Genomic DNA, 22,086 nt, shown 5'->3' with positions numbered 1-22,086 from the left:
GGCGCAGGCGCGCGCGGTCAGGCGATCCGGTCGTAGATGCCGAACCCTCGGCCGAGGAGGATCGGCGCGCCGAAGCCGGTGCGATAGCCCTGGATCAGGTACAGCTCGCCGTTGCGCTTGCGGACGACCAGGTCGGAGTGGCCGGTCATCCCGACGTCGCTGATCCCGGTGACCATGTCGTACGGCGCCAGGCTCAGCTTCATGGTCCGGATCGAGCCGGTCAGGCCGCCCGGTCCGTTGCCGCGCAGGATCCTCAGCGAGTTGCCCTTGCGGAACAGCAGGTCCGGCGCGCCATCGGCGTCCCAGCGCCCGACCGGAATCTGACGACCGGCGTCCACCGCGCTGTAGGCGGTGTAGCTGGCACCGAGCCCGTTGTTGCCGAGCCCGGGGTAGATCCGCATCGAGCCGCCCTTGGGCTGTCCGATCAGGTCCGGCCAGCCGTCACCGGTGAGATCGCCGGCAGCGGCGAGCAGTTGCACATCCTTGAAGCCGGTGGCGAGGCGCCGGCCCGGCCCGTAGCCACCCTTGCCGTTGCCACTGGTGACGTAGAGGGTGCCGTCGCGGCCGCGCAGGATCATGTCGCTGTGACCGTCGCGGTCCCAGTCGCCGGCGTTGAAGAACGCGGTGGCGCCGGAAAGGTCGACATTGGTGGTGATCGACTTGCCCGCGACGATCCCGCTGGCTCGCCGCACCAACGGGACGACGACGGCGCGCCCGTCGGACTTGCGGCGGAACAGGACGTCGGGCAGGTCGGTCCTGCCGATGTTCGACTCCAGCTCGCGTCCGGCGAATCCGGCTTGGGCGGCCGCGGCGAGCTTTCGGATCTCGGGGATCTTCGCGTACAGGTACTTGCCCGGGCAGGCGGTCGAGGCGGCGTCGCGGTGCCCGTTGATCGCCTGGAAGTTCCGTGAGGTGACGAACTGCTTGGTCGAGGCGGCGTTCACCCCGTGCAGCGACAGCTTCCAGCCGAACAGGGCGCCGTAGGCCTGGATCATCGCCTGGGAAGGCTGCGCGGTCTCGAAGTTGCCGATCGCCGACATGGCGAACGAGTCGTCGTTGTAGCCCAGGGTGTGCGCGCCCACCACCGGACGGTCCACGCCGCCGTAGCGGCCCTCCCAGATCCGGCCGAAGCGGTCGACGAGGTAGTTGTAGCCGATGTCGCTCCAGCCACGGGACTGGGTGTGGTAGGCGTAGATGCCGCGCAGGATCGCCGGCACGTCCTTGGCCTTGTAGTTGTTGGCGTTCACCGTGTGGTGGACGAAGCCGGCGTGCACCTCGTAGTAGTGCAGCGAGCTCTTGTCGCGCAGGCGCTCGTCGGCGCCCCACTGTGCGCGGGAGTAGATCGTGGGACGCGGCGTGTACGTCGCCGCGGCGAGCTGCAGGTCGCCCGACGACGACGTCAACGTGGCATCGGCGCCGGCGCTGCCGGTGCTGTCGCTCTGCTCGGCGCCGGACGGAACCGTCGCCGCCGACGGCGTCGCGGTGGTGCTGCCCTCGGGACCGGTCTGGATCGCGGGGAGCTCCTCGGCGGTGTCGGAGGCGACACCGGGGTCGATCACGGCCAGCTTGAGGTCGGCCGGCGCGGGGGCGTCGCTGTCGATGCGGACCTGGACGTCGTCGACCTCGCCGACGAGCAGCTCGTCGGTCCCCGGGCGGGCCGAGCGGCCCTCGGCGCTGTCCGGGTCGGGGCCGTGGTCGTCGTGGTAGTCCATCGCGAGCCAGTCCGACCAGCCGGACTCGTCGCGGGTGCGGACCTGGATGGAGATCTGGTCCTCGGGCACGGTGGCGCCGTGCTCCCAGGTGACCCCGACGGCGCCGTAGCCGGTCACCTTCTGCGGGGTGCTGACCAGCTGGCTGCCGCCGCCCGGCACGACCTTGGCGGTGGCCTTGAGCAGACCAGGCGCCACCCGCGCTCCGCGAGGAGCCGTCAGCGGCACCTCGCGAACGGTGGCGTCGACCGTCGCGGTCGGGACCCGGGTGGGCACCTGCTGGTTCTTCGCGTAGGCCGCGAACTGGGCCGAGGGGACCGCGCCGGGCGCGGAGTTACCGCCCGAGGCGGCCTCGTCGGGCGCGGGACCGAGCTCGATGGAGATCACCCGAGCGGCGGGGGTGAGCACCGCGCAGATGACGCCGAGGACCAGCAGTTGCTGGCAGGCGGTCACGAAGCGGGGGTGCTTGGGATGGGTGGACGAACGGTGCGGGGAAGACATGATTTCAACAGCTCCAGCGTGAGGGGAAGAGTCACACGAGACGCAACTTTCACACCAGTCCCACCGCTTGGGAAGAAGAACTGAGTAACTACAAGACTGTAATTTCCACTCGACACGCCGAAGGATCTCCAGATTGTCAAATGCCCGGGCGGATCCTGCCCCCGCTCGGCCCACCTACCAGTGACGGCGCGGCCGACCCAATCCGCGCAATTGCGCCGAACGGTGCAGTCAACCACCCCACCAACGACCCAATCCGCGCAATTGCGCCGAACGGTGCAGTCAGCCGCCCCACCGACGACCCAATCCGCGCAATTGCGCCGAACGGTGCAGTCAGCCGCCCCACCGACGACCCAATCCGCGCAATTGCGCCGAACGGTGCAGTCAGCCGCCCCACCGACGACCCAATCCGCGCAATTGCGCCGAACGGTGCAGTCAGCCGCCCCACCGACGACCCAATCCGCGCAATTGCGCCGAACGGTGCGGTCCCCGCCGGCCGGTCGTTGCGATTCGCGACGGAGCTAGATGTCGGCGCCGAGCTCGTCGTCGAGGACCTCTTGGACGTCGGGCGTGGCGGCCGGCTCGTCGTACTCCAGGAAGCGGATGCCCTCGTCGACCTCGCCGTCGAAGACCAGCCGGCCCTCCTCGAGCACCAGGACGCGCGAGCACATCCGGCGCACCGAGCCGGCCGAGTGCGAGACGTAGAACAGGGTGCGGCCGCTGTCGCGGATCTCGGCCATCCGGGCCAGGCACTTCTTCTTGAAGGGCCGGTCCCCCACCGCCAGCACCTCGTCGGCCAAGAAGATGTCGGAGTCGACGTGGATGGCGATGGAGAAGCCCAGTCGCGCGCTCTGCCCCGAGGAGTAGTGACCGACCTGGGTGTCGAGCTTGTCCTCCAGCCCGGCGAAGTCGACGATCGCGTCGAACTTGCGAGCCAGCTCCTTCTCGCTCATGCCGAGGATGGCTGCGTTGAGCTCGAGGTTCTCGCGCCCGCTGAGCTGGGGGTGGAACCCGGCGCCGGTGGCGATCAGGCCGGCGATCCGGCCACGGGTGAGCACGTCACCGGTGTCGGGACGCATGACGCCGTTGATCATCTTGAGCAGGGTGCTCTTGCCCGAGCCGTTGAGCCCCATCAGGCCGATCGACTCGCCCTGCTCGACGGTGAAGCTGACGTCGTCGATGGCGTTGAACTCCGCCATCGTCGGGTTGCCGCGCATCTTCGCGACCGTGATCTGCTTGAGCGTGCGCTGGTAGCGCTTGGTGAACGTCTTCGTCACGTTCTCGACGCGGATCGAGTCGGCCATCGTCACAGCCTCTCGGGGATCTTGTTCTCGAGGCGGCTGAACACGAACTGGCCGAGGGCCAGCACCAGCAGGGACACCCCGATCATCGCCACGCCGCGCTCGAGCAGGTGGTCGGGCATCACGGTCGGCTGATCGGTGCTCCCGGTCCAGAAGGCGCGCTGGAACAGCAGGACCGCGATCGCGATGGGGTTGTAGAGGTAGTACGGCGCGAAGCTCCCGAACCGCTGGTCGACCATCTCGAAGCTGTAGATCATCGGGACGCCGAAGCGCACCAGGTTGGTCAGGATGTTCACCACGCTGCCGACGTCTCGGAAGAACACGTTAGCCGCGCTGAACATCAGGGCCAGGCCGGTGCCCAGGATGCTGATCAGGACCAGCGCCAGCAAGAACGCCGCTGCGCCGTACAGGTCCGGAGTCCACCCCGAGGCGAAGCAGGCGATCACGAGGATCACCACCTGCGGCATCACGTGGTAGAGCGAGACCAGCATCGAGGCGACGGGGAACATCTCCCGCGGCATCGCCATCTTCTGCACGATCTGGCGGTTCCGCACGATCGAGCGGGTGCCTGCGTTGAACGTCTCGTTGAAGAAGTGGACGATGATCAGCGCGGAGAAGATGTGGATCGCGAAGTTCGGGATGTTCTTGTGGAGGGCGAAGATCGTGCCCATGATGAAGAAGTAGATGCAGAACTGCGACAGCGGGTTGATGTAGGACCACAGCAGGCCGAGGATCGAGCCTTGGTAGCGAGCACTGATCTCTCGGCGTACCAGCAGCTTGAGCAGGTAGCGCCGCTGGAAGACCGCCTTGAGGCCGTTGTCGGCCGTCGGCGCGACCAACGGCGGCAGGTCCCGTGCGGGACGTTCCTCCGTGGTGTCCGCGGTGGTCTCGGTCATGGTTCTCTCTCTGGTGCTCTTGCGGACCTGCTGGTCAGTCGTCCGACTTGGTGCGCGGCTCGGTGTCGAGCCACGGCCGGAAGGTCTGCTCCCACGTCTGGGGCGAAGTGAGGTCGCCCAGCGCTGCCTGGTAGCGCTCGGCCAGCTCGTCCCAGTTGCGGGCCAGCTCCTTGTGGATCGCCAGGGTGCGCTTGGTGAGGTCGAGGAACTTCCCGCGGTCGCGCCGGTAGAAGGCAGCGGCGGTGCCGTCGGGCAGCGAGACCAGCGCGGAGTCGTAGCGGGCGATCTTGTGCCACCGCGCGTCCTGGGCCATGATCTCGGCTTCCGGATTGACCTGGGCGGCCTCCCGGGGCTTGCGGAGCTGGCGGATCGGCTGGATCAGCGCCTGCAGGGTGGCCGCCTTGCCGGAGATGACCGGTGAGGGCTCGCGACCCTTGCGGGCCAGCTTGTGCTTGCGCACCTCCGGAAGCTCACCGGGGTCGGAGACGTAGGTGGCGTCGTCGAAGCCCTTCACCATCTCCTTCAGCCCCGGCAGCGTGGTCGGCAGCAGCTCGTGGAGCCGCTCCGGTCCGCCGAGGACGTCCATCAGCGCCCGGTGGCGCAGCTCGACGGTGGAGTACTGCATCGAGACCAGGTGCTTGATCTGGTGGTTCAGGCTCTCCTGCACCATCCGGCCGCCGCGCGGGTACTTCGAGTGCAGCAGGGCGGCGATGAAGCGGTTGCGCACGTGGAAGTAGGACTGCCAGTCAAGGGCGTCGTTCTTGTCGGTCCACGGCACGTGCCACACCGCGACGCCGGGCATGCTCACCGTCGGGTAGCCGGCCTCCTTGGCGCGCAGGCCGAACTCGGAGTCGTCCCACTTGATGAACAGCGGCAGCGAGAGCCCGATGTCGTCGAGCACCTTGGTGGGGATCAGGCACATGAACCACGGGTTGTAGTCGACGTCGATGCGCGCGTGCAGCCAGCGCGTCGAGCGGATATTGCGCTCGCCGAGGTCCCAGCCGGCGACCACGCCGGGGGCCGAGCCCCACCAGAACGTGTAGGGCTCCACCTTCTCGCCGAAGCTGTGCAGCTGGGCCTTCTGGTAGATCGAGAACATGTGGCCGCCGACGATGGTCGGCTTGCGGCACAGGTCTGCGAAGGTGACCGCACGGACGATGCCCTCGGTCTCGCACTCGGTGTCGTCGTCGAGCATCAGGACGTAGGCCGAGCGGCCCGCCTTCAGGGTCTCGTACTGGGCCCGGGCGAACCCGCCGGAGCCGCCGATGTTGCCCTGGTCGATGATCCGCAGGGTGTCGCCCAGGGCCTCCTCGGCCGCCGGGAAGAACTCGGAGTCCTTGACGAGCTTGGTGCCCTGCTCCATCACCACGATCTCGTCGACGACGCCGTCGAGCTCGTCGGCGGCCCCGAGCTGGCCGAGCAGCTTGGCGCAGTAGTCCTGCTGGTTCATCGTGGTGATGCCGATGGTGACCGTGCTGGTGGGCACCTTGTCGGAGGGCACCTCGGCGCTCCACTCCGCGGAGCGGACCACGGCGTCCTCGTCGGTGGCGACGACGTCGTACCAGTACCAGCCGCCGTCGGTGAACGGCTTGAGCGGCAGGTCGAAGCTGAACTCACCGGCGTCGCCCTCGACGGTCCCGGAGTCGACCCGCTGGGAGCGGCCGTTGGCCATCGAGCGGTAGACGATGACGCTGGCGCCCTCGCCCTCCAACTGCACCGTGAGCCGGACCTGGCTGACGATCGTGTGCCGGCGCCAGTAGGAGGCCGGGAAGGCGTTGAAGTAGCTGCCGAACGACATGGTCTCGCCGTGCTCGACCAGGAAGGCCGTGCGCGACAGGATCTGGTCGGGGTGCACGATCCGGGCACCCTTGACCGCGTTGTGCATCCGGGTGGTGATCGCGTTGGCCTCCTGGGCCGCGCGGGTGTGCCCGATGTCGAACTTGTCGGCGTCCAGGGAGAGCGGGTCGGGGTCGACGTAGAGCCGGATCACGTCGGTGTCGCGGTTGGCGGGCATGATCTGCCGCATCAGGACGACGCGGGTGGTGTCCTCGGCCGCGGTCGAGGACACCGCACCGGCGCCCTTGGTGGTCTCGCCGGTGGTCTTGCCAGTGCTGTTCTCGGTCACGGTCATCCGTCCACTCCCCCGCTCTGCAGCGCCACGCCCTCGGTGAAGTGCGGGGCGAGCTTGTTCTCGAACATCGACAGCGCCGACCCGATGGCCATGTGCATGTCGAGATACTTGTAGGTGCCGAGCCGGCCGCCGAAGAGCACCAACGGCTCCTGCTTGGCCAGCTCGCGGTACTTCAGCAGCTTGGCGCGGTCCTCTGCGGTGTTCACCGGGTAGTAGGGCTCATCGCCCTCCTCGGCGAAGCGCGAGTACTCGTGCACGATCACCGACTTGCCCGGAAGATGGGTCTTCTCCCGCTCGGGATGGAAGTGCTTGAACTCGATGATCCGGGTGTAGGGGACGTCGCCGTCGTTGTAGTTGATCACGCCGGTGCCCTGGAAGTCGCCGGTGTCGACGACGCTCTCCTCCAGGTCGACCGTGCGCCACGACAACCGGCCCTCGGAGTTGCCGAAGTACTCGTCGACCGGGCCGGTGTAGACGATCGGCACCTTGCCCTTGTAGTGGTCGGCGACGTCGAAGAAGTCGACGCCGAGGCGGACCTCGATGTTGGGGTGCTCGGCCATCTTGGTGAGCCAGGCGGTGTAGCCGTCGACCGGGAGACCCTCGTAGGTGTCGCTGAACCAGCCGTTCTGGAAGGTGTAGCGCACCGGGAGCCGCGTGATGATGTCGGCGCTGAGCTTGGTGGGGTCGGTCTGCCACTGCTTGCCGGTGTAGCCCTTGATGAACGCCTCGTACAGCGGCCGCCCGATCAGGCTGATGGCCTTCTCCTCGAGGTTGGTCGCCTCGGAGGTCTCGAACTCGCTGGCCTGCTCGGCGATGAGCGCGCGGGCCTCGTCGGGGGTGTGGCTGCGCCCGAAGAACTGGTTGATCAGGCCCAGGTTCATCGGCAGGGAGTACACCTGGCCCTGGTACTTGCCGAACACGCGGTGCTTGTAGTCGGTGAAGTCGGTGAACCGGTTGACGTACTCCCACACCTTCTCGTTCGAGGTGTGGAACAGGTGCGCTCCGTACTTGTGCACCTCGACGTTGGTCTCGGGGTCGCGCTCGGAGTAGGCGTTGCCGCCCAGGTGGGAGCGCCGCTCGAGCACCAGGACCCGCAGGCCGAGCTCGGCGGCGCAGCGCTCGGCGATGGTCAGACCGAAGAATCCGGAGCCGACCACGACCAGGTCGGGCAGGGCGGATGGATCCGAGGAGGTGGGCTCAGGGGTAGCGGCTGGCACGATCGGTCAGTCTACGGACCCAGCGGGCGCCGTCCGATTCCGCAACGCCAACGAGCCGGTCACAGCCGGTCACAGCCGGTCACAGATCGTCGTGGCGGCGCGCTCACGACCGGCGCGCGGGGCGCGAGGATACGGCGGCCTTGCGGCCCAGACCGTAAACTCGCCGGTATGCAGGAGTCCCGAGGTGTACGCACCGTGCTCGAGCGGAACTTCGGCTACGCGTGGGCAGCGGGCATCACGATGGCCGTCGCGACGGTGGTGCTGGCGGCCGTCGCCGAGCTGCCGATCCGCGACCCCGACAACTTCGTGCCCGGCTACATCCGCTTCCCCGCGATCGTGTTCGGCGCGATCGCGCTCGACGTCGTCCCGCGGCTGATCTGGCGACTGACCCACGGCTCTCACGGCGTCGGCAACACGCTGCGCGACATCATGCGCGAGCGCTGGACCCGCGCCCACTGGCTCTTCGCCCTCGGCGGCATCGGCGCCTGGTACCTCACCTACGCCGCCTTCCGGAACCTCAAGAGCTTCGTGCCGTTCGTGAACTCCCACAACTGGGACGGTGAGTTCCGCCACATCGACCAGGTCCTCTGGTTCGGGCACGACCCGGCCCAGGTGCTGCACAACCTGTTCGGCACCGGCTGGGCAGCGCACTTCTTCTCCGGCGTCTACTTCGTGTGGATCGGCCTGGTGCCGATCAGCATCGCGATCGCGCTGGTCTGGACCCGTTCGCGGACCGCCAGCTCCTGGTATGTCACCGCGGTCGCCTTCGACTGGATGCTCGGCTCGCTGGTGTACCTGCTGTTCCCCTCGATGGGCCCGATCTACACCGAGGCGCAGCGCGGCCAGTTCAGCGACCTCCCCCACACCTACAACACCGACCTGGCCAACAGCCTGTGGGACGACCGGGTCTCGGTGGTCGGTGACGTGTTCGGGTCGGGCACGCTGCAGACGATCGCCGCGTTCCCCTCGCTGCACACCGGCATCATGGTCACGATCTGCGTCTTCGCGCAGTACGTCGGTCTGGCCCGCTGGATCCGCGTCGCCTCCTGGATCTTCCTCGGCCTGACCATCGTGGCCACCCTCTACCTCGGTTGGCACTACTTCGTCGACGTCCTCGGCGGAATCGCGCTCGGATCGTTCACCGTCTGGCTGGCCGCTCTCGCGACGGGCAACCATGTCGGCCTCCGGCCCAAGCTCAAGCGCGAGGAGACCGAGATCACCGACTCCGCGGCCGCCAGCACCGCCCCCTCGGCGTCCTGACCCTCCCACATCACGCTGACCCGTCCGCTATGGCTGACGGGTCAGCGCGAATGCGGAGCGGCCTCGGGTGAGAGGCGGGCCAGGCGGCGGGAGTCGCGGACGGCGCGCCACACGTTGCGCGCCTCGCCGCGGCCGCCGCGCAGCGGGCTGAGGACGACGACGGCCAGCGCGATCGCCCACGGCTTGGCCCGCACCAGGGCGTTCTCGCCATAGCGGCGATGCACCACGAACAGGTTGCGGTACATGTAGTAGCCCTTCCAGCCGGCCAGGTCGTGCTGCTGGTCGAAGTCCAGCTGGCGCACCAGGACGGCGTCGCGGACCGCCCATATCCGGTAGCCCGAGCGACGGGCGCGCACGGCGAAGTCGACGTCGTCGTAGAAGATGAAGTAGGCCGGATCGGGCAGGCCGATCGCCTCGATCACCTCACGGCGCACCAGCAGTCCCTCGAAGGCGACGTTCTCGACCTCGACCAGCGGCGGCATCGCCGCGCGCGTGCCGTAGTCGGTCTCGATCATCGAGGTCTTGGGCTTGATGGCCAGCGGGCTGCGCAGGTCGAAGCGGGTGGCGGCCTTCTCGATCAGCGCGCCGCGGCGGTCCTCGCGCACCGAGATCAGGCACGACTCGTCGACGGCCATCAACGTCTCGAGGCAGTCGGGGGCGGGGAGGACGTCGTCGTCGATCAGCCAGATCCGGTCGAAGCCCTTGGCGTGGGCCGCCGCCACGCCGCGATGGAAGCCGCCGGCGCCCCCGGTGTTCTCGCTGAGGTGGATGCGGACCAGGTCGGGCAGTGGGGCGGCGTCGAGCACCTCGCGGGTGTGGTCGGTGCTGGCGTTGTCGACCACGAAGACGACGTCGGGCGCGCGGGTCTGCGCGGCGAGCGCGGCGAGGGTCTCGCCGAGCAGGTCGGCGCGGTTGTAGGTGACGATCACCACCGCGAGGGACTCGCTCACCGCAGGTACCGCCGGTGCCCGGTGAAGTCGCCACGAAGGCCGGCCCACGCCGCTCGGGCGCTCATCGCGATCCGGCCGACCTGACGCCGGGTGAACAGGTAGAACCACACCGTCTTGGCCCAGAACATCAGCACGTGCGGCCAGCCCCGATAGGTGCGCAGGTTGACGGTGTTGTTGCGCGCCATGCAGTAGTGCTTGAGGTCGCTCGGGGTGTGGTTGTAGGTGGTGCGACCGCGCATCATCGGCGTGCCGAGGTCGTCGGTGGCCGGGTGCAGGAAGTGGGCGTCGACGACCGTGGCGATCCGGGCGCCGGCCCGCTCGGCACGCCACAGGTACTCCACGTCGTCGCCCCAGATGAAGAACTCCGCACGCGGTACGCCGATCCGCTCCACCAGCGCACGGGTCACCAGGACGCCGTTGAACGGGATCACCACGCCGGGCACCAGCCCGTCGCGGGCCGCGGCCTCCACCTGCGTCATCCGGTGCACCACCTTCGTGCCGCCGGGCAGCCGGATCGGGAAGCACAGCCTGCTGGGATCCTGCTCGGCCAGCACGGCGGGGCCCCAGAAGTCGAGACCCTCCACGTCGAGGAGGCGAGCCAGGCAGTCGCGCTCGGGCAGGCCGTCGTCGTCCATCAGCCACACCAGGTCGGCGTCGCGCTCCATCGCCCAGGTGAGTCCCTCGGCGAAGCCGCCGGCGCCTCCGGTGTTGGTCGCGAGGGTCCGGGCGAGGACCCGCGGGTCGTCCAGGGAGGCCAACCACTCCCCGGTGGCGTCGGTGGAGGCGTTGTCGACCACGAGGATCTCGGCCAGCTCGGGCATCTGGTCTCGCTGCTCGAGGAGCCGCTCTAGAAGCCGGCGCAGCAGGTCGAGGCGATTGAAGGTCACCACTACCGCCACCACTCGCACGGCCCACACCCTACGGTGGGACCGTGGAGACCGACGCCATCACCACCCTCCTGCAAGACGTCGCGGCCGAGGTCATCACGCCTCGCTTCCGCGCGCTCGACTCCGACCAGATCGATGAGAAGAACCCCGGCGACCTGGTCACCGTCGCCGACCGCGAGGCCGAGGTGCTGCTGACCGACTCGCTCCTGGCGGCCTACCCCGACGCGGTGGTCCTGGGCGAGGAGGCCTTCGCGGGCGATCCGACGCTGGCCGACCGGTTCGCGACCGCCGCACACTCCTTCACCGTCGACCCGGTCGACGGCACCAAGAACTTCGTGCACGGCTCCCCCGATCACGCCGTCATGGTCGCCGAGCTGCGCGACGGCGTGGTGGTGCGCTCCTGGATCTGGCAGCCCCAGCACGAGACGGCCTACGTCGCCGAGCTCGGGGCGGGCGCGTTCTGCAACGGCGAGCGACTCCACGTGACACCGCCGGCGGGGCCGCCCGAGACGTGGCGCGGCGCGACCTCGCGACGTTCGTGGGTCGGTGAGTCGTTGGCCGGCGGTCGGCCCCTGGCGCAGTCGTGGGTCTGCTGCGGCGTCGACTACCCGAAGCTCGTCGACGGCGCGGCCGACTACCTGCTCTACGGCGTCACGATGCCGTGGGACCACGCTCCGGGCGGACTGCTGCTCACCGAGGCCGGTGGCGTCCTGCGGAGCCCGGACGGGAGTCCGTACGACCCGCGCACCCGGCACCGCAGCGGGCTGATCGCCGCCGCCTCCACCGAGGTGTACGACGACGTCGCCGCCGCCTGGCCCGACCTGTGACCCGACCTGTAGTCCAACGCCTGGCCGGACCGGTGGCCAGGTCGGCGTGATCAGCAGGCGGCGCCGAGGTCCTCGGTCTGGTTCGCCTCGTAGCCGTCGGCGAGCGAGCCGACCGAGCCGCCGGTGACCGACGTCGAGCCGCTGTCGCTCTTCTTGCCCTTCTTCTTGCCTCCGGTCGACGGCGCCGACTCGGGAGCCCGCCCCTCGGCCTTGGCGATCGCGTCGGCGACCTTGCTGTGGATCAGGTCGATGTCGGGCGAGGAGGTGGAGATCAGCGGCGGCACCAGCGACAGGGTGGCGAGCTTCTGGCCCTTCGCCTTCAGCGCCAGGTCGAGGAACCGGTCGACCTCGGAGGCCGGGAGATCGGTGGAGACCAGCTCGGAGGAGGCCTTGGCGATCTTCTGGAAGTTGCGCAGCGCCGTCGCCGGGCTGATCTGGTCGAGCATGGCGCTCATCACGCACTTCTGCCGCGCCATCCGCGAGTAGTCGTCGCTGCCGTAGCGGGCCCGGGCGTACCAGAGGGTCTCGAAGCCGTTGAGCTTGCGCTTGCCGGCCTCGATGGTGCCGGTGACCTTGTCGCCGGGGAGGCCGATCGGGATGTCTTGGCGGACGTTGAGGGTGACGCCGCCGACGGCGTCGACGAGGTCCTTGAATCCCTCGAGGTTGACCATGGCCCAGTAGTTGATCTTGAGGTCGGTGATCCCCTCGATGGCCATGATCGTGGCGTCGACGCCCGGGTTGTCGGAGTCACCGAAGAGCTCGGTGTTGTCCTGGGCCCAGGTGCTGACGCCGTTGAGCATGCAGCCGTCGCAGTCGAATCCCTCGGGGAACTGCTCGTCCATCACCGAGCCCTCGGAGAAGGGGAAGTTCGTCATGTTGCGCGGCAGCCCGATCAGCACGGTGCGGCCGGTCTCGGCGTCGATCGAGGCCACGGTCATCGAGTCGGGGCGCAGGCCCCAGCGGCCGGCGCCGGAGTCGCCGCCCATGATCAGCACGTTGTAGCGCCCGTCGTGGGCGTCGGTGGCCTCGCCGTTGCCGAAGGTCGCGAGGATGAAGTCCCGCTGCACTCCCACCAGGTGCGCGCCGACGAGCAGGCTGCCCGCCACGGTGAAGCAGAGCAGCCCGTTCACGCCGACGGCCATGCGGCGGTGGCTCATCGAGTACGACAGCGGGTTGCCGATCCGCCAGGCGTCGATGAACAGCGCGGCCCAGCCGATCGCCATCACGGTGAGCACCAGGTACACCAGGAGCAGCGCCGGCGGGCTGGTGGCCAGCCACAGGGCGAAGGGACGGTGCACATAGGCCAGCAGGCCGCCCAGGAGGGCGGTGCCGAGCAGGCCGAGGTAGGTGAGGAAGGCCACCAGGCCGATGCGCCGGTGGCCGGCGATCAGCTGGGCGCTCCCGGGGGCGATGAGGGTCATCGCCATCAGGGACAGCGCGCGGCGGAACCGCACCTGGGCGGCTCGCTCCGATACGGGCGACATGGGGGAAGCTCTCTCTGCCGGGGAAGGAAGCAGAACGGACCGCCAGTATCACCAGTCACACCTGCCTCAGGCGTCGCGGCGCGCCGAGGAAGCGGCAGACGACCAGTCAGCCGGTACCGTCTTGCCCCATGACCGATCGCCCGTCCGATCGTCCTGACGCAGGTGGCTCGCAGGACGGCCCCGAGTTCGGCTGGCTCTACGGCCGTCGGCCCCAGGGCGACGATGGCGCAGCCGCCCCTGGAACGACGCCGGCATCCCAGTCACCGCAGCAGCCGTCGCCGCAGCCACCGCCCCCCGGCGTACCCGAGCCGACGCGGATGATGCCGGTGCAGCCGCGGCCCGAGCCCACGCCCACCGCCGTGCACCAGACGACGCCGCGGCAGGGCCAGCCGGCCTCCCCCACTCCCCCTCCGGTGCAGCCGGCTCCGCCGCAGGGTCCTCCCGGCGGACCGGGCGCGCCCGCCCGGCGCGGTGGCGGTGGCGGCGGATTCTGGGCGCGCCGCGTGCGCCGACCGCGGTTCTGGATCCGCACCGTCCTGCTGCTGTTGGTGCTGTGGCTCATCTACACCGTCGCTGTGCCCTTCGTCACCTGGAAGGGCTCCGACCAGATCGCCTTCGAGCCGTCCAAGGGCGAGCGGCCTGCTGACCAGCCCGGGACGACGTACCTGTTGGTCGGCAGCGACTCGCGCGCGGGGCTGTCGGCCGAGGAGCGCAAGGAGTACAGCACCGGCAACCCCAAGTCCGAGCTCACCGACACGATGATGCTGCTGCACACCGGCGACGGTCCGAGCGTGCTGCTCTCGATCCCGCGCGACTCGATCGTCGACATGCCCGGCTACGGCGAGAGCAAGATCAACTCCGCCTATGCCCGAGGCGGGCCGGAGCTGCTGGTGCAGACCATCGAGGGCGAGACCGGGATCCGCATCGACAAGTACGTCGAGATCGGGCTCGGCGGCGTCGTCGACGTGGTGGATGCGGTCGGCGGCGTCGAGGTCTGCCCCAAGGAGCGGCTCAAGGACCCCCTGGCGGGCCTGGACATCAAGAAGGGCTGCCAGGAGGTCGACGGCAAGACCGCACTGGCCTACTCGCGCTCGCGCAAGCAGTCGGCGCTCGGCGACCTCGAGCGGGTACGCCGCCAGCGCGAGGTGATCGGCGCGATCGGCAACAAGGTGCTCTCGCCGTGGTCGGTGGTCAACCCCGTGCGCTGGTGGAAGCTGAACCGGGCGGTCCCGACGTTCTTCCGCTTCGGCGACGGCACCAGCGCCCTGGACGCCTCGCGCTGGGCCTATGCGATGACCAAGACCGGCAGCGGCGACAATCGCACCTGCACGATGCCGGTGACCGATGCCTCGGCCAACCACTGGAACCGCGATCTCGCCGACCCGCTCTTCCAGGCGATCATCGACGACCAGACCGACGAGATCACCGACGAGCAGTGCACGCCCAACGGCGTCGAGGTGCCCAAGGGCTGACCGGTGCGGTGAGTCGGGCTCATGGATGCGCCGGCCACCTCGGTCCGGAGAGTGGCCCGCCGTGCGCCGGCGTCGATCCTCGCGTGAGGATGGGGGCATGGCCGACACCTCGTACGAGACCCTGCGCTGGGAGGTCGACGCCGACGGCGTCGCCCTGCTGACCCTGCACCGCCCCGACGCCCTCAACGCCTTCAACCTCACCATGGCGCGTGAGCTGGTGGAGGTGTTCACCACCGAGGCGCTCGACGACGCGGTACGCGCGGTCGTGGTGACCGGCTCCGGCCGCGCATTCTGCGCCGGCATGGACCTCAGCGCCGAGGGCAACGTGTTCGGCCTCGACGAGACCCTCGACCCGACCCCGGAGTCGCTCCGGGAGAACTTCGACGACCCGGCCTACGCCGACGGCGTCCGCGACACCGGCGGCAAGCTCACCTTGGCGATCAATGCGCTGCCCAAGCCGGTGATCGCCGCGATCAACGGTCCCGCGGTGGGGATCGGGGCGACGATGACCCTCGCGATGGACCTGCGACTGGCTTCCACGACCGCCCGCATCGGCTTCGTCTTCGGGCGCCTGGGCATCGTCCCCGAGGCCGCGTCGAGCTGGTTCCTGCCGCGGATCGTCGGCCTCCAGCAGGCGCTGGAGTGGGTCTACTCCGCCGACATCCTCACCGCCGAGGCCGCCCTGGAGGGCCGGCTCCTCCGCTCGGTCCACGAGCCCGACGAGCTCCTGCCCACCGCGCTCGAGCTGGCCCGGTCCTTCGTGGTCGACCGCTCCCCGGTGGCGCTGGGCCTGGCCAAGCAGCTGGTCTACCGCAACTCCGCTGCCGACTCGCCGCGCGAGGCCCACCTGGCCGACTCGCTGGCCATGTGGCACGCCTCGGTCGGCGACGGCAAGGAGGGGGTCGCGGCGTTCCTGGAGAAGCGGACGCCGGAGTTCACCGGACGCGCCTCCGAGCTGCCCCGCGTCTTCCCGGAGGACTGAGTCCCCGATGACCACCAGCTGGCAGGACCCCGCCGCGATACGGAAGATGCTCGCCGCGGACACCTGGGCGGTCGTCGGGCTCACCGACAACCCGACGCGCACCGCGTACACGATCGCGGCGCTGCTCCAGGAGCGTGGCAAGCGGGTGGTGCCGATCAACCCCGACGGCACCGAGGTGCTCGGCGAGCCCGGCTACCAGAGCCTGGCCGACGTGCCCTTCCCGATCGACGTCGTCGACGTGTTCCGGCGCTCCGAGGCGGCCGGCGAGTACGCCGACCAGGCCGTCGCGATCGGCGCCGGAGGCGTGTGGTTCCAGCTCGGTGTGATCGACGAGGCGGCGTTCGAGCGCACGGTGGCGGCCGGCGTCCCGATGGTGATGGACACCTGTCCCGCGATCGAGTGGGCCAAGCGGGGGTGAGCGAGGACCTTCGGGTCTCACCGCGGCTGAGCATCCCGGCCGCGGAGCTGGTCGAGCGCTTCAGCCGCTCCTCCGGACCCGGCGGCCAGTCGGTCAACACCACCGACAGCCGCGTCGAGCTGGAGTACGACGTCCTCGCCTCGCGAGCGCTCAGTGAGACCCAGAAGGCCCGCGTGGTCGGGCGACTCGGCTCGCCGGTCGTGATCGTGGCCTCCGAGCACCGCTCGCAGCACCGCAACCGGGTGGCGGCCCGCGAGCGGCTCGCCGAGCGCCTGCTCGCCGCCCTCGCGCCTCCTCCTCCCCCGCGCCGGCCCACCAAGCCCACCAAGGGCTCCCAGCGCCGCCGGGTCGAGAAGAAGCTGCAGCGCGGCCGGACCAAGTCGCTGCGGGGCCGGGTTCGCGACGACTGAGCCGGCGCGGTACCTCCGGCTCGTCGTCCGGTACCTCAGGCGGAGGATCGCGGGCCGCGGCGCTCCTAGCGTTCGGGACATGACGATCCTGCTGTCCGACCCACGAGTGCGGGCCACCGCTCTTCTCGACGCCGGCGACCCGTTGGTGCGGCTGCCCGGGCACCTCGGTCCCGCGCGAGCGCTGGTGCGCACCGGGCTGGCCGACCGACTGGTGCGTGCGGCAGCACAGCTGCCCGCCGGGATCTGCCTGCGAGTCGTGGAGGGCCACCGCTCACTCGCCGACCAGCAGGCCATCATCTCTGCCTACTCCGCCGACCTGTGCGCCCTCCACCCCGGAATCTCGGCCGCCGACCTCGACGAGCTCACCAGTCGCTTCGTCGCCCCGATCGACGTCGCCGGCCACGTCGCCGGCGCGGCGGTAGACCTCACGCTGGTGGATGCGTGCGGAGAGGACCTCGACCTGGGGACGCCGATCGACGCCACGCCCGAGCAGAGCGACGGGCGCTGCTACTTCGCCGCGGCCGGGATCGGCGCCGACGCCCGCGCCCACCGCGAACTGCTTGCGCGAGTGCTCGGCGGCGCTGGGCTGGTGAACTATCCCACCGAGTGGTGGCACTGGTCCTACGGCGACCGCTACTGGGCCCTGGTGACCGGCGCGAGCCACGCGCTCTACGGTCCCGTCGACCTGGCGATCGCGGCGTGAGCGCGGTGAGCGCCCTGCCGATCACCGAGCGCGCCGAGCTCGCCGAGCTCGCCGAGCGCCACTCGGTACGGCGGGCACCGACCGCGGTACCGAGCGGCCCCACCCTCCACACCGACCTGGACGCCGTCGCGGCCAACACCCGCCTGTTCGCCGCCCGCGTGCCCGGCGCGCTGATGGCCGTGGTCAAGGCCGACGGGTTCGGTCACGGTGGCGCCGCGGTCGCGCGCACCGCCCTCGCGCACGGCGCCTCCTGGCTCGGTGTCACCAGCATCGAGGAGGCCCTCACGCTGCGCGCCGGTGGTGCGACCGCGCCGATCCTGAGCTGGCTCAACACCATCGACGCCGACTTCACCGCGGCGATCGGCGAGCGCGTCGACCTCGCGGTCCCCAGCGCCGCGCATCTCGACGCGATCACCGGCGCCGGCCTCGGTGCCCGGATCCACCTGCACCTCGACACGGGCATGGCCCGCGACGGCGCCGCCCCGCGCGACTGGTCCGCGCTGTGCCGGGCCGCCCGCGCTGCCGAGCGGGCCGGGCTGGTGCGGGTCGTCGGCGTGATGGGACACCTCGGCTGCGCCGACGTTCCCGGCGACCCGGCGAACGCCGCGGGGCGCGCGGCGTTCACCTGGGGCGTGCAGATCGCCCGGGCCGTGGGACTGCGGCCGGCCCTGCGGCACCTCGCGGCGACGTCGGCGACGCTGACCTATCCGGCCGCCCTGCACACGATGAGCCGTGTCGGCGCGGGCCTGGTGGGCATCGACCCGACCGGCACCACGCGACTCTCGCCGGCGCTCACCCTCACCGCGCCGGTGGTGAGCGTGCGCCGGGTCGCCCGCGGTACCGGCGTCGGCTACGGGCACACCTGGACCGCCGACCGCGCCACCACCCTGGCGCTGCTCCCCCTCGGGTACGCCGACGGCCTGCCCCGAGTGGCCTCGGGCCGCGCGCAGGTGGCCCTCCGTGGGCGCCGGTGCCCCGTCGTCGGGCGGATCTCGATGGACCAGGTCGTCGTCGACGTCGGCGATGCGCCGGTGCGGCCGGGCGAGGTGGCGACCGTGTTCGGTCCGGGCCCCGGTGGCGAGCCGACCACCGCCGACTGGGCGAGCTGGTCGGACACCATCGAGCACGAGATCGTCACCGGCATCGGACCCCGGGTGGTGCGGGCATGAACGCCTCGCCCCTCCTTCGAGGCGAGCCCGCTCGTGGACTTCCGACCACCGACCCAAACCACGCAATTGCGCCGAACGGTGCAGCCCCCCACCCGACCACCGACCCAAACCGCGCAATTGCGCCGAACGGTGCAGGGCAGCGACGCGGTCCGGCACCCAGCACGCCCGGCACGAGCGCCTCGCCCGCCGCGGAACAGCGCATCCGGGTGGCGGTGATCGGCGGCGGCGCCAACTGCGAGCACGCGGTCTCGCTGGCCTCGGCAGCCTCCGTCGCCGAGCACCTCGACCCCTCCATCTACGACGTCGTCCGGCTCACCATCGACCCGCACGGCACGTGGCTCGACGGCGGCGGCAGACCCCTCGGGCTGACCGGCGCGGCCTGCGTGCTGCGGCGTTGCGACGTGGCGCTGCCGGTCGTCCACGGCCCGAAGGGCGAGGACGGCACGCTCGCCGCCCTGTGCGAGCTCGCCGGGGTGCCCTACGTCGGCTCGGGAGTGCGGGCCGGTGCGCTGGCGATGGACAAGTGGGCCACCAAGCTCGTTGCAAACGCCGTCGGCGTGGCCACCGCGCCCGGCGTGCTGCTGACCCGGCCGGTGCACACCTGGACCCATCCGGTCGTCGTGAAGCCGGTCGCGGCCGGCTCGAGCCACGGCGTCACCCTCGTCGACGACGCCGCCGGGCTCGACGACGCCCTCGCCGCGGCGTTCGCGCTCGACGACCGCGTGCTGGTGGAGGACGTGATGGTCGGCCGGGAGATCGACATCGCCGTACTCGGCCGCCCCGACGGCTCGCGGATCGTCTCGCCGCCGTTGGAGATCGTCGTCGACGGCGTGTTCGGCTACGAGGAGAAGTACGGCGGGCGGGCCGACTTCCGGCTGCCCGCCGTGCTGCGCGACGTCGACCGCAAGGCACTCGAGGAGGCGGCGATCGCCGTGTACGACGCACTCGGCTGCGCCGGGGTGGCGCGAGTCGACTTCTTCCTCACCGAGGGATCGACGCACGGCGCGGTGCTCAACGAGGTGAACACGATGCCGGGCTTCACCGCGCAGTCGCAGGTCCCGCAGATGTTCGCGGCCGCGGGCCTTCCCTATCCCGAGCTGCTCGACCTGCTGATCCGCGATGCCCTGCCCGCGAACGCTGGGCTCGTGATTGAGTAGGCGTCCATGACGGCCCGATGGCGGCTCGGGGCCTACGACCCGGTGCTCGCGGCCGCCGTCCTGGTCCTGGGGGTCACCGAGACCCTGCTCTCGCCCGCCTGGTTCTGGTCGACCGTGATCGTCGTGCCCCTGGCGATCGCGGCCGCCACCGCCGCGATCGTCGGGCTCAGCCGCGGCCATCCCGGCGTCGCACTCGCTCTCACCTGGGTGCTCGGCCTGGGGCAGCTGCTCGGCGGCTTCGAGGTCATGGCGACCCAGGCCATCCTGCTGATCGTGATCTTCTGCGCGGCCCGCTGGGGCACGGTCGCCACCGTCGTCGCGGCCGGGACCTCGATGCCGGCGATCGCGCTGATCGCCGTCCAGGACGGGCCCTACCTCGGCTTCCCGGCGTTCTCGTACGTCATCGGCACGCGTCGCACCGTCGATGTGCTCTCCACGCTGAGCGCCGGCGCGCAGGCCGGGGCGGCGATCGTCGTCCTCGGCCTGCTGCTGATCCCGTTCCTCCTCGGACTGGCCTACCGCGCCAACGATCGGGCTCGCGAGTCCCGGTCCTCGCAGCTGCGTGCGGAGGAGGCGGCCGCGACCGCTGTCCGGGAGTCCGCGCAGGCCCATGAGATCGCCCGGCTGCGCGACGAGCAGGCCCGGCTTGCCCGCGACGTGCACGACGTCGTGGGCCACTCGCTGGCGGTGATCCTGGCCCAGGCCGAGTCGGCGCAGTACCTGCCCGACGACGACCCGGCGCGCCTGAAGCAGACGATGGCGACCATCGCGGCCTCCGCGCGGTCCTCGCTCCAGGACGTGCGCGCGGTGCTCAGCCCCGCCGACGCGCCGGCCGGCCCGCGTCAGCTCGACACCCTCGTCGACGGCGTCCGCTCCGGCGGCCACGAGGTCGTCTCGCGCGAGCTCGGCACCCCGCAGCCGCTGCCGCCCGAGCTGGAGGTGGTCGCCTACCGGGTGCTGCAGGAGATGCTCACCAACGCCGTCAAGCACGGCAGCCGCGACGACCCGGTGTTCGTGGAGCGGCTCTGGCCCGACGGCGCGTTCGCCGGCGAGCTGCGGATCGAGGTGAGCAACACGGTGCCGGCCGGACCGGTGCGCCGCGAGGACGCCGAGCGCGGCGAGCAGGGCAGCGGCCTGGACGGGATGCGACACCGGCTGGAGGCGGTCGGAGGCCGGCTCGACGTGCGGACGCGGGTCGAGGAGGCCGGCCCGACGTTCACGACGACGGCCTGGCTGCCGGTCAGCCGTCCCCGACCGGGAGAATCCGGCCCGTGAGCGACATCCGGGTGCTGCTGGTCGACGACCAGGACCTGTTCCGCGAGGGCGTGCGGATCATCGTCGACGCCCAGCCGGGGATGAGCGTGGTGGGCACCGCCGGCGACGGCGTCGAGGCGATCCGGCTCGTCGACGAGCTCACGCCCGACGTCGTCCTGATGGACATCCGGATGCCCGAGATGGACGGCGTCGAGGCCACCCGCCAGGTCTTCGCGCCCGACCGGGTGGCCCGGCGCGCGGCGTCCGGGGGGGCACCGGTGCGGGTGATCGTGCTGACGACGTTCAACCTCGACGACCGCGCCGCGACCGCCATCCGGCACGGCGCGAGCGGCTTCCTGCTCAAGGACACCACTCCCCCCATGCTGGCCGACGCGATCCGCACCGTGCACTCGGGGAACGCCGTCCTGGCTCCCGGTGACCTCACGACGCTCCTGGCCGGCTCCTTCACCCCACCCGTCCCGACGCCGGCTGCCTTCCTGGAGCTCACCGACAAGGAGCGCGAGGTCTTCACCGCCGTCGCGCGCGGTCTGTCGAACGCGGAGGTCGGCGGCCTGGTCTTCGCCTCGGAGTCGACGGTGAAGACCCACGTCGGCGCGATCCTGCGCAAACTCGGCCTGCGCGACCGCGTCCAGATCGTCGTCTACGCCCACGAACACGGTCTGGTCGGCCGGTAGGTGCGCGGCCGACCGCCTGGCCCCCGTGGCTTGTTACTGACCGTTGTGACTACTGACCTGCTCTTGCAAGCGCAGGCCAGAGGTCACAACGGTCAGTAACAAGCCGGGCCGGATCAGCCCGCTGAACAGCTCAGAACCCGAGCCGCGTGCCCCGGCTCTCGCCCCGCACCACGGCGCCCTTCTCCTGGGCTGCGGTCTTGAGGTCGGCCTGGAAGCGGCGCATCCGCTCCTGGAGGGCGGGGTCGGTGGCGGCGAGGATGCGGACGGCGAGGAGGCCGGCGTTTCGGGCGCCGCCGACGGCGACGGTGGCCACGGGTACGCCGGCCGGCATCTGCACGATGGAGAGCAGCGAGTCGAGGCCGTCGAGGTTGCGCAGCGGCACGGGCACGCCGATGACCGGCAGCGGCGTCACCGAGGCGAGCATGCCGGGCAGGTGCGCGGCGCCCCCGGCGCCGGCGATGATCACCGCCAGGCCGCGCTCGGCGGCGTGCTTGCCGTAGTCGAGCATCTCCTCCGGCATCCGGTGGGCCGAGACGACGTCGGCCTCGTAGTCGATCTCGAACTCGTCGAGCGCCGCGGCCGCCTCCTTCATCACCGGCCAGTCGGAGTCGGATCCCATCACGATGCCGACCCGCGGGCCGGCGCCAGGTGCCTCAGTCATGCGGT

General features: G+C 70.6%; 20 protein-coding genes. 11 read left to right on the top strand and 9 right to left on the bottom strand.

Features of this window, described 5'->3' with window-relative positions; all coding sequences use genetic code 11:
* Nucleotides 1–17: 17 nt before the first annotated feature.
* The 5 genes from WMR31_RS04120 to glf form a co-directional block, all read right to left on the bottom strand.
* Nucleotides 18–2,210, bottom strand: coding sequence for an N-acetylmuramoyl-L-alanine amidase (locus WMR31_RS04120; RefSeq protein ID WP_340537503.1), 2,193 nt, complete (start codon nt 2,208–2,210; stop codon nt 18–20).
* A 518-nt stretch (nt 2,211–2,728) separates the two neighbouring features.
* A complete protein-coding gene (locus tag WMR31_RS04115) occupies nt 2,729–3,511 on the bottom strand; it encodes an ABC transporter ATP-binding protein (RefSeq protein ID WP_340537502.1) in 783 nt (260 codons plus the stop codon).
* 2 nt (nt 3,512–3,513) lie between these two features.
* Nucleotides 3,514–4,404 (bottom strand): ABC transporter permease, encoded by an 891-nt coding sequence (locus WMR31_RS04110; protein WP_340537501.1) that lies wholly within the window; start codon nt 4,402–4,404, stop codon nt 3,514–3,516.
* Between the two features lie 34 nt (nt 4,405–4,438).
* Entirely contained in the window at nt 4,439–6,535 is a 2,097-nt protein-coding gene (locus WMR31_RS04105) for a glycosyltransferase (RefSeq protein WP_340537500.1), read from the bottom strand.
* Entirely contained in the window at nt 6,532–7,752 is a 1,221-nt protein-coding gene (gene glf / locus WMR31_RS04100) for a UDP-galactopyranose mutase (RefSeq protein ID WP_340537499.1), read from the bottom strand. The genes WMR31_RS04105 and glf overlap by 4 nt, the downstream gene beginning before the upstream one ends.
* 168 nt (nt 7,753–7,920) lie before the next feature.
* Here glf and WMR31_RS04095 point away from each other — a divergent pair, with 168 nt between their 5' ends.
* On the top strand, nt 7,921–9,012 hold the full coding sequence (locus WMR31_RS04095; protein ID WP_340537498.1) for a phosphatase PAP2 family protein: 1,092 nt from the start codon (nt 7,921–7,923) through the stop codon (nt 9,010–9,012).
* Nucleotides 9,013–9,053: 41 nt separating this feature from the next.
* Here WMR31_RS04095 and WMR31_RS04090 read toward each other — a convergent pair whose 3' ends face one another.
* Both WMR31_RS04090 and WMR31_RS04085 read right to left on the bottom strand, forming a co-directional pair.
* Nucleotides 9,054–9,962 carry a glycosyltransferase family 2 protein gene (locus tag WMR31_RS04090; RefSeq protein WP_340537497.1) on the bottom strand — a complete coding sequence of 303 codons (909 nt, stop codon included), beginning with the start codon at nt 9,960–9,962 and terminating at the stop codon, nt 9,054–9,056.
* A complete protein-coding gene (locus tag WMR31_RS04085) occupies nt 9,959–10,861 on the bottom strand; it encodes a glycosyltransferase (protein WP_340537681.1) in 903 nt (300 codons plus the stop codon). Before WMR31_RS04085 ends, WMR31_RS04090 begins: the two co-directional genes overlap by 4 nt.
* Nucleotides 10,862–10,893: 32 nt before the next feature.
* Between WMR31_RS04085 and WMR31_RS04080 the strand changes: the two genes are divergently transcribed.
* Nucleotides 10,894–11,676 (top strand): inositol monophosphatase family protein, encoded by a 783-nt coding sequence (locus tag WMR31_RS04080; RefSeq protein ID WP_340537496.1) that lies wholly within the window; start codon nt 10,894–10,896, stop codon nt 11,674–11,676.
* A gap of 50 nt (nt 11,677–11,726) precedes the next feature.
* Here the strand turns inward: WMR31_RS04080 and WMR31_RS04075 are convergent, their stop codons facing one another.
* Nucleotides 11,727–13,160, bottom strand: coding sequence for an LCP family protein (locus WMR31_RS04075; protein WP_340537495.1), 1,434 nt, complete (start codon nt 13,158–13,160; stop codon nt 11,727–11,729).
* Nucleotides 13,161–13,288: 128 nt separating this feature from the next.
* Here WMR31_RS04075 and WMR31_RS04070 point away from each other — a divergent pair, with 128 nt between their 5' ends.
* The 9 genes from WMR31_RS04070 to WMR31_RS04030 all read left to right on the top strand — a co-directional run bounded on the left by WMR31_RS04070 (nt 13,289) and on the right by WMR31_RS04030 (nt 21,420).
* Nucleotides 13,289–14,632 carry an LCP family protein gene (locus tag WMR31_RS04070; protein ID WP_340537494.1) on the top strand — a complete coding sequence of 448 codons (1,344 nt, stop codon included), beginning with the start codon at nt 13,289–13,291 and terminating at the stop codon, nt 14,630–14,632.
* 97 nt (nt 14,633–14,729) lie between these two features.
* Nucleotides 14,730–15,614, top strand: coding sequence for a crotonase/enoyl-CoA hydratase family protein (locus tag WMR31_RS04065; protein WP_340537493.1), 885 nt, complete (start codon nt 14,730–14,732; stop codon nt 15,612–15,614).
* Nucleotides 15,615–15,621: 7 nt separating this feature from the next.
* The gene (locus tag WMR31_RS04060; protein WP_340537492.1) at nt 15,622–16,032 is read left to right on the top strand and encodes a CoA-binding protein; all 411 of its coding nucleotides are present in this window, start codon (nt 15,622–15,624) and stop codon (nt 16,030–16,032) included.
* Entirely contained in the window at nt 16,029–16,442 is a 414-nt protein-coding gene (gene arfB / locus WMR31_RS04055) for an alternative ribosome rescue aminoacyl-tRNA hydrolase ArfB (RefSeq protein ID WP_340537491.1), read from the top strand. The genes WMR31_RS04060 and arfB overlap by 4 nt, the downstream gene beginning before the upstream one ends.
* 79 nt (nt 16,443–16,521) lie before the next feature.
* Nucleotides 16,522–17,145 (top strand): M15 family metallopeptidase, encoded by a 624-nt coding sequence (locus WMR31_RS04050; RefSeq protein ID WP_340537490.1) that lies wholly within the window; start codon nt 16,522–16,524, stop codon nt 17,143–17,145.
* A complete protein-coding gene (alr, locus tag WMR31_RS04045; RefSeq protein WP_340537489.1) occupies nt 17,142–18,314 on the top strand; it encodes an alanine racemase in 1,173 nt (390 codons plus the stop codon). Before WMR31_RS04050 ends, alr begins: the two co-directional genes overlap by 4 nt.
* Before the next feature lie 206 nt (nt 18,315–18,520).
* Complete coding sequence (locus tag WMR31_RS04040) at nt 18,521–19,471, top strand: D-alanine--D-alanine ligase family protein (RefSeq protein WP_340537488.1); 951 nt, start codon at nt 18,521–18,523, stop codon at nt 19,469–19,471.
* Nucleotides 19,472–19,477: 6 nt separating this feature from the next.
* Nucleotides 19,478–20,746: a sensor histidine kinase gene (locus WMR31_RS04035; RefSeq protein WP_340537487.1), complete on the top strand. Its 1,269-nt coding sequence runs from the start codon at nt 19,478–19,480 to the stop codon at nt 20,744–20,746.
* Entirely contained in the window at nt 20,743–21,420 is a 678-nt protein-coding gene (locus WMR31_RS04030; RefSeq protein ID WP_340537486.1) for a response regulator, read from the top strand. Before WMR31_RS04035 ends, WMR31_RS04030 begins: the two co-directional genes overlap by 4 nt.
* Before the next feature lie 130 nt (nt 21,421–21,550).
* On the opposite strand, the gene purE is transcribed toward WMR31_RS04030, so the two are convergent.
* Nucleotides 21,551–22,081 carry a 5-(carboxyamino)imidazole ribonucleotide mutase gene (purE, locus tag WMR31_RS04025; RefSeq protein WP_340537485.1) on the bottom strand — a complete coding sequence of 177 codons (531 nt, stop codon included), beginning with the start codon at nt 22,079–22,081 and terminating at the stop codon, nt 21,551–21,553.
* Nucleotides 22,082–22,086 lie beyond the last annotated feature (5 nt).

The sequence above is a fragment of the Nocardioides epinepheli genome (genome assembly GCF_037936805.1).
In the GTDB taxonomy this organism is placed as follows: domain Bacteria; phylum Actinomycetota; class Actinomycetes; order Propionibacteriales; family Nocardioidaceae; genus Nocardioides.
Note: the sequence above shows the minus strand (reverse complement) of the source record. Positions and strands in the feature narration are given on the sequence as shown.

Bases quoted from the DNA above. Each gene is read 5' to 3' on its own strand.
- WMR31_RS04120 (WP_340537503.1), bottom strand. From the start codon at position 2,210: ATGTCTTCCCCGCACCGTTCGTCCACCCATCCCAAGCACCCCCGCTTC.
- WMR31_RS04115 (WP_340537502.1), bottom strand. From the start codon at position 3,511: ATGGCCGACTCGATCCGCGTCGAGAACGTGACGAAGACGTTCACCAAG.
- WMR31_RS04110 (WP_340537501.1), bottom strand. From the start codon at position 4,404: ATGACCGAGACCACCGCGGACACCACGGAGGAACGTCCCGCACGGGAC.
- WMR31_RS04105 (WP_340537500.1), bottom strand. From the start codon at position 6,535: ATGACCGTGACCGAGAACAGCACTGGCAAGACCACCGGCGAGACCACC.
- WMR31_RS04095 (WP_340537498.1), top strand. From the start codon at position 7,921: ATGCAGGAGTCCCGAGGTGTACGCACCGTGCTCGAGCGGAACTTCGGC.
- WMR31_RS04075 (WP_340537495.1), bottom strand. From the start codon at position 13,160: ATGTCGCCCGTATCGGAGCGAGCCGCCCAGGTGCGGTTCCGCCGCGCG.
- WMR31_RS04070 (WP_340537494.1), top strand. From the start codon at position 13,289: ATGACCGATCGCCCGTCCGATCGTCCTGACGCAGGTGGCTCGCAGGAC.
- WMR31_RS04065 (WP_340537493.1), top strand. From the start codon at position 14,730: ATGGCCGACACCTCGTACGAGACCCTGCGCTGGGAGGTCGACGCCGAC.
- WMR31_RS04060 (WP_340537492.1), top strand. From the start codon at position 15,622: ATGACCACCAGCTGGCAGGACCCCGCCGCGATACGGAAGATGCTCGCC.
- WMR31_RS04050 (WP_340537490.1), top strand. From the start codon at position 16,522: ATGACGATCCTGCTGTCCGACCCACGAGTGCGGGCCACCGCTCTTCTC.
- WMR31_RS04035 (WP_340537487.1), top strand. From the start codon at position 19,478: ATGACGGCCCGATGGCGGCTCGGGGCCTACGACCCGGTGCTCGCGGCC.
- purE (WP_340537485.1), bottom strand. From the start codon at position 22,081: ATGACTGAGGCACCTGGCGCCGGCCCGCGGGTCGGCATCGTGATGGGA.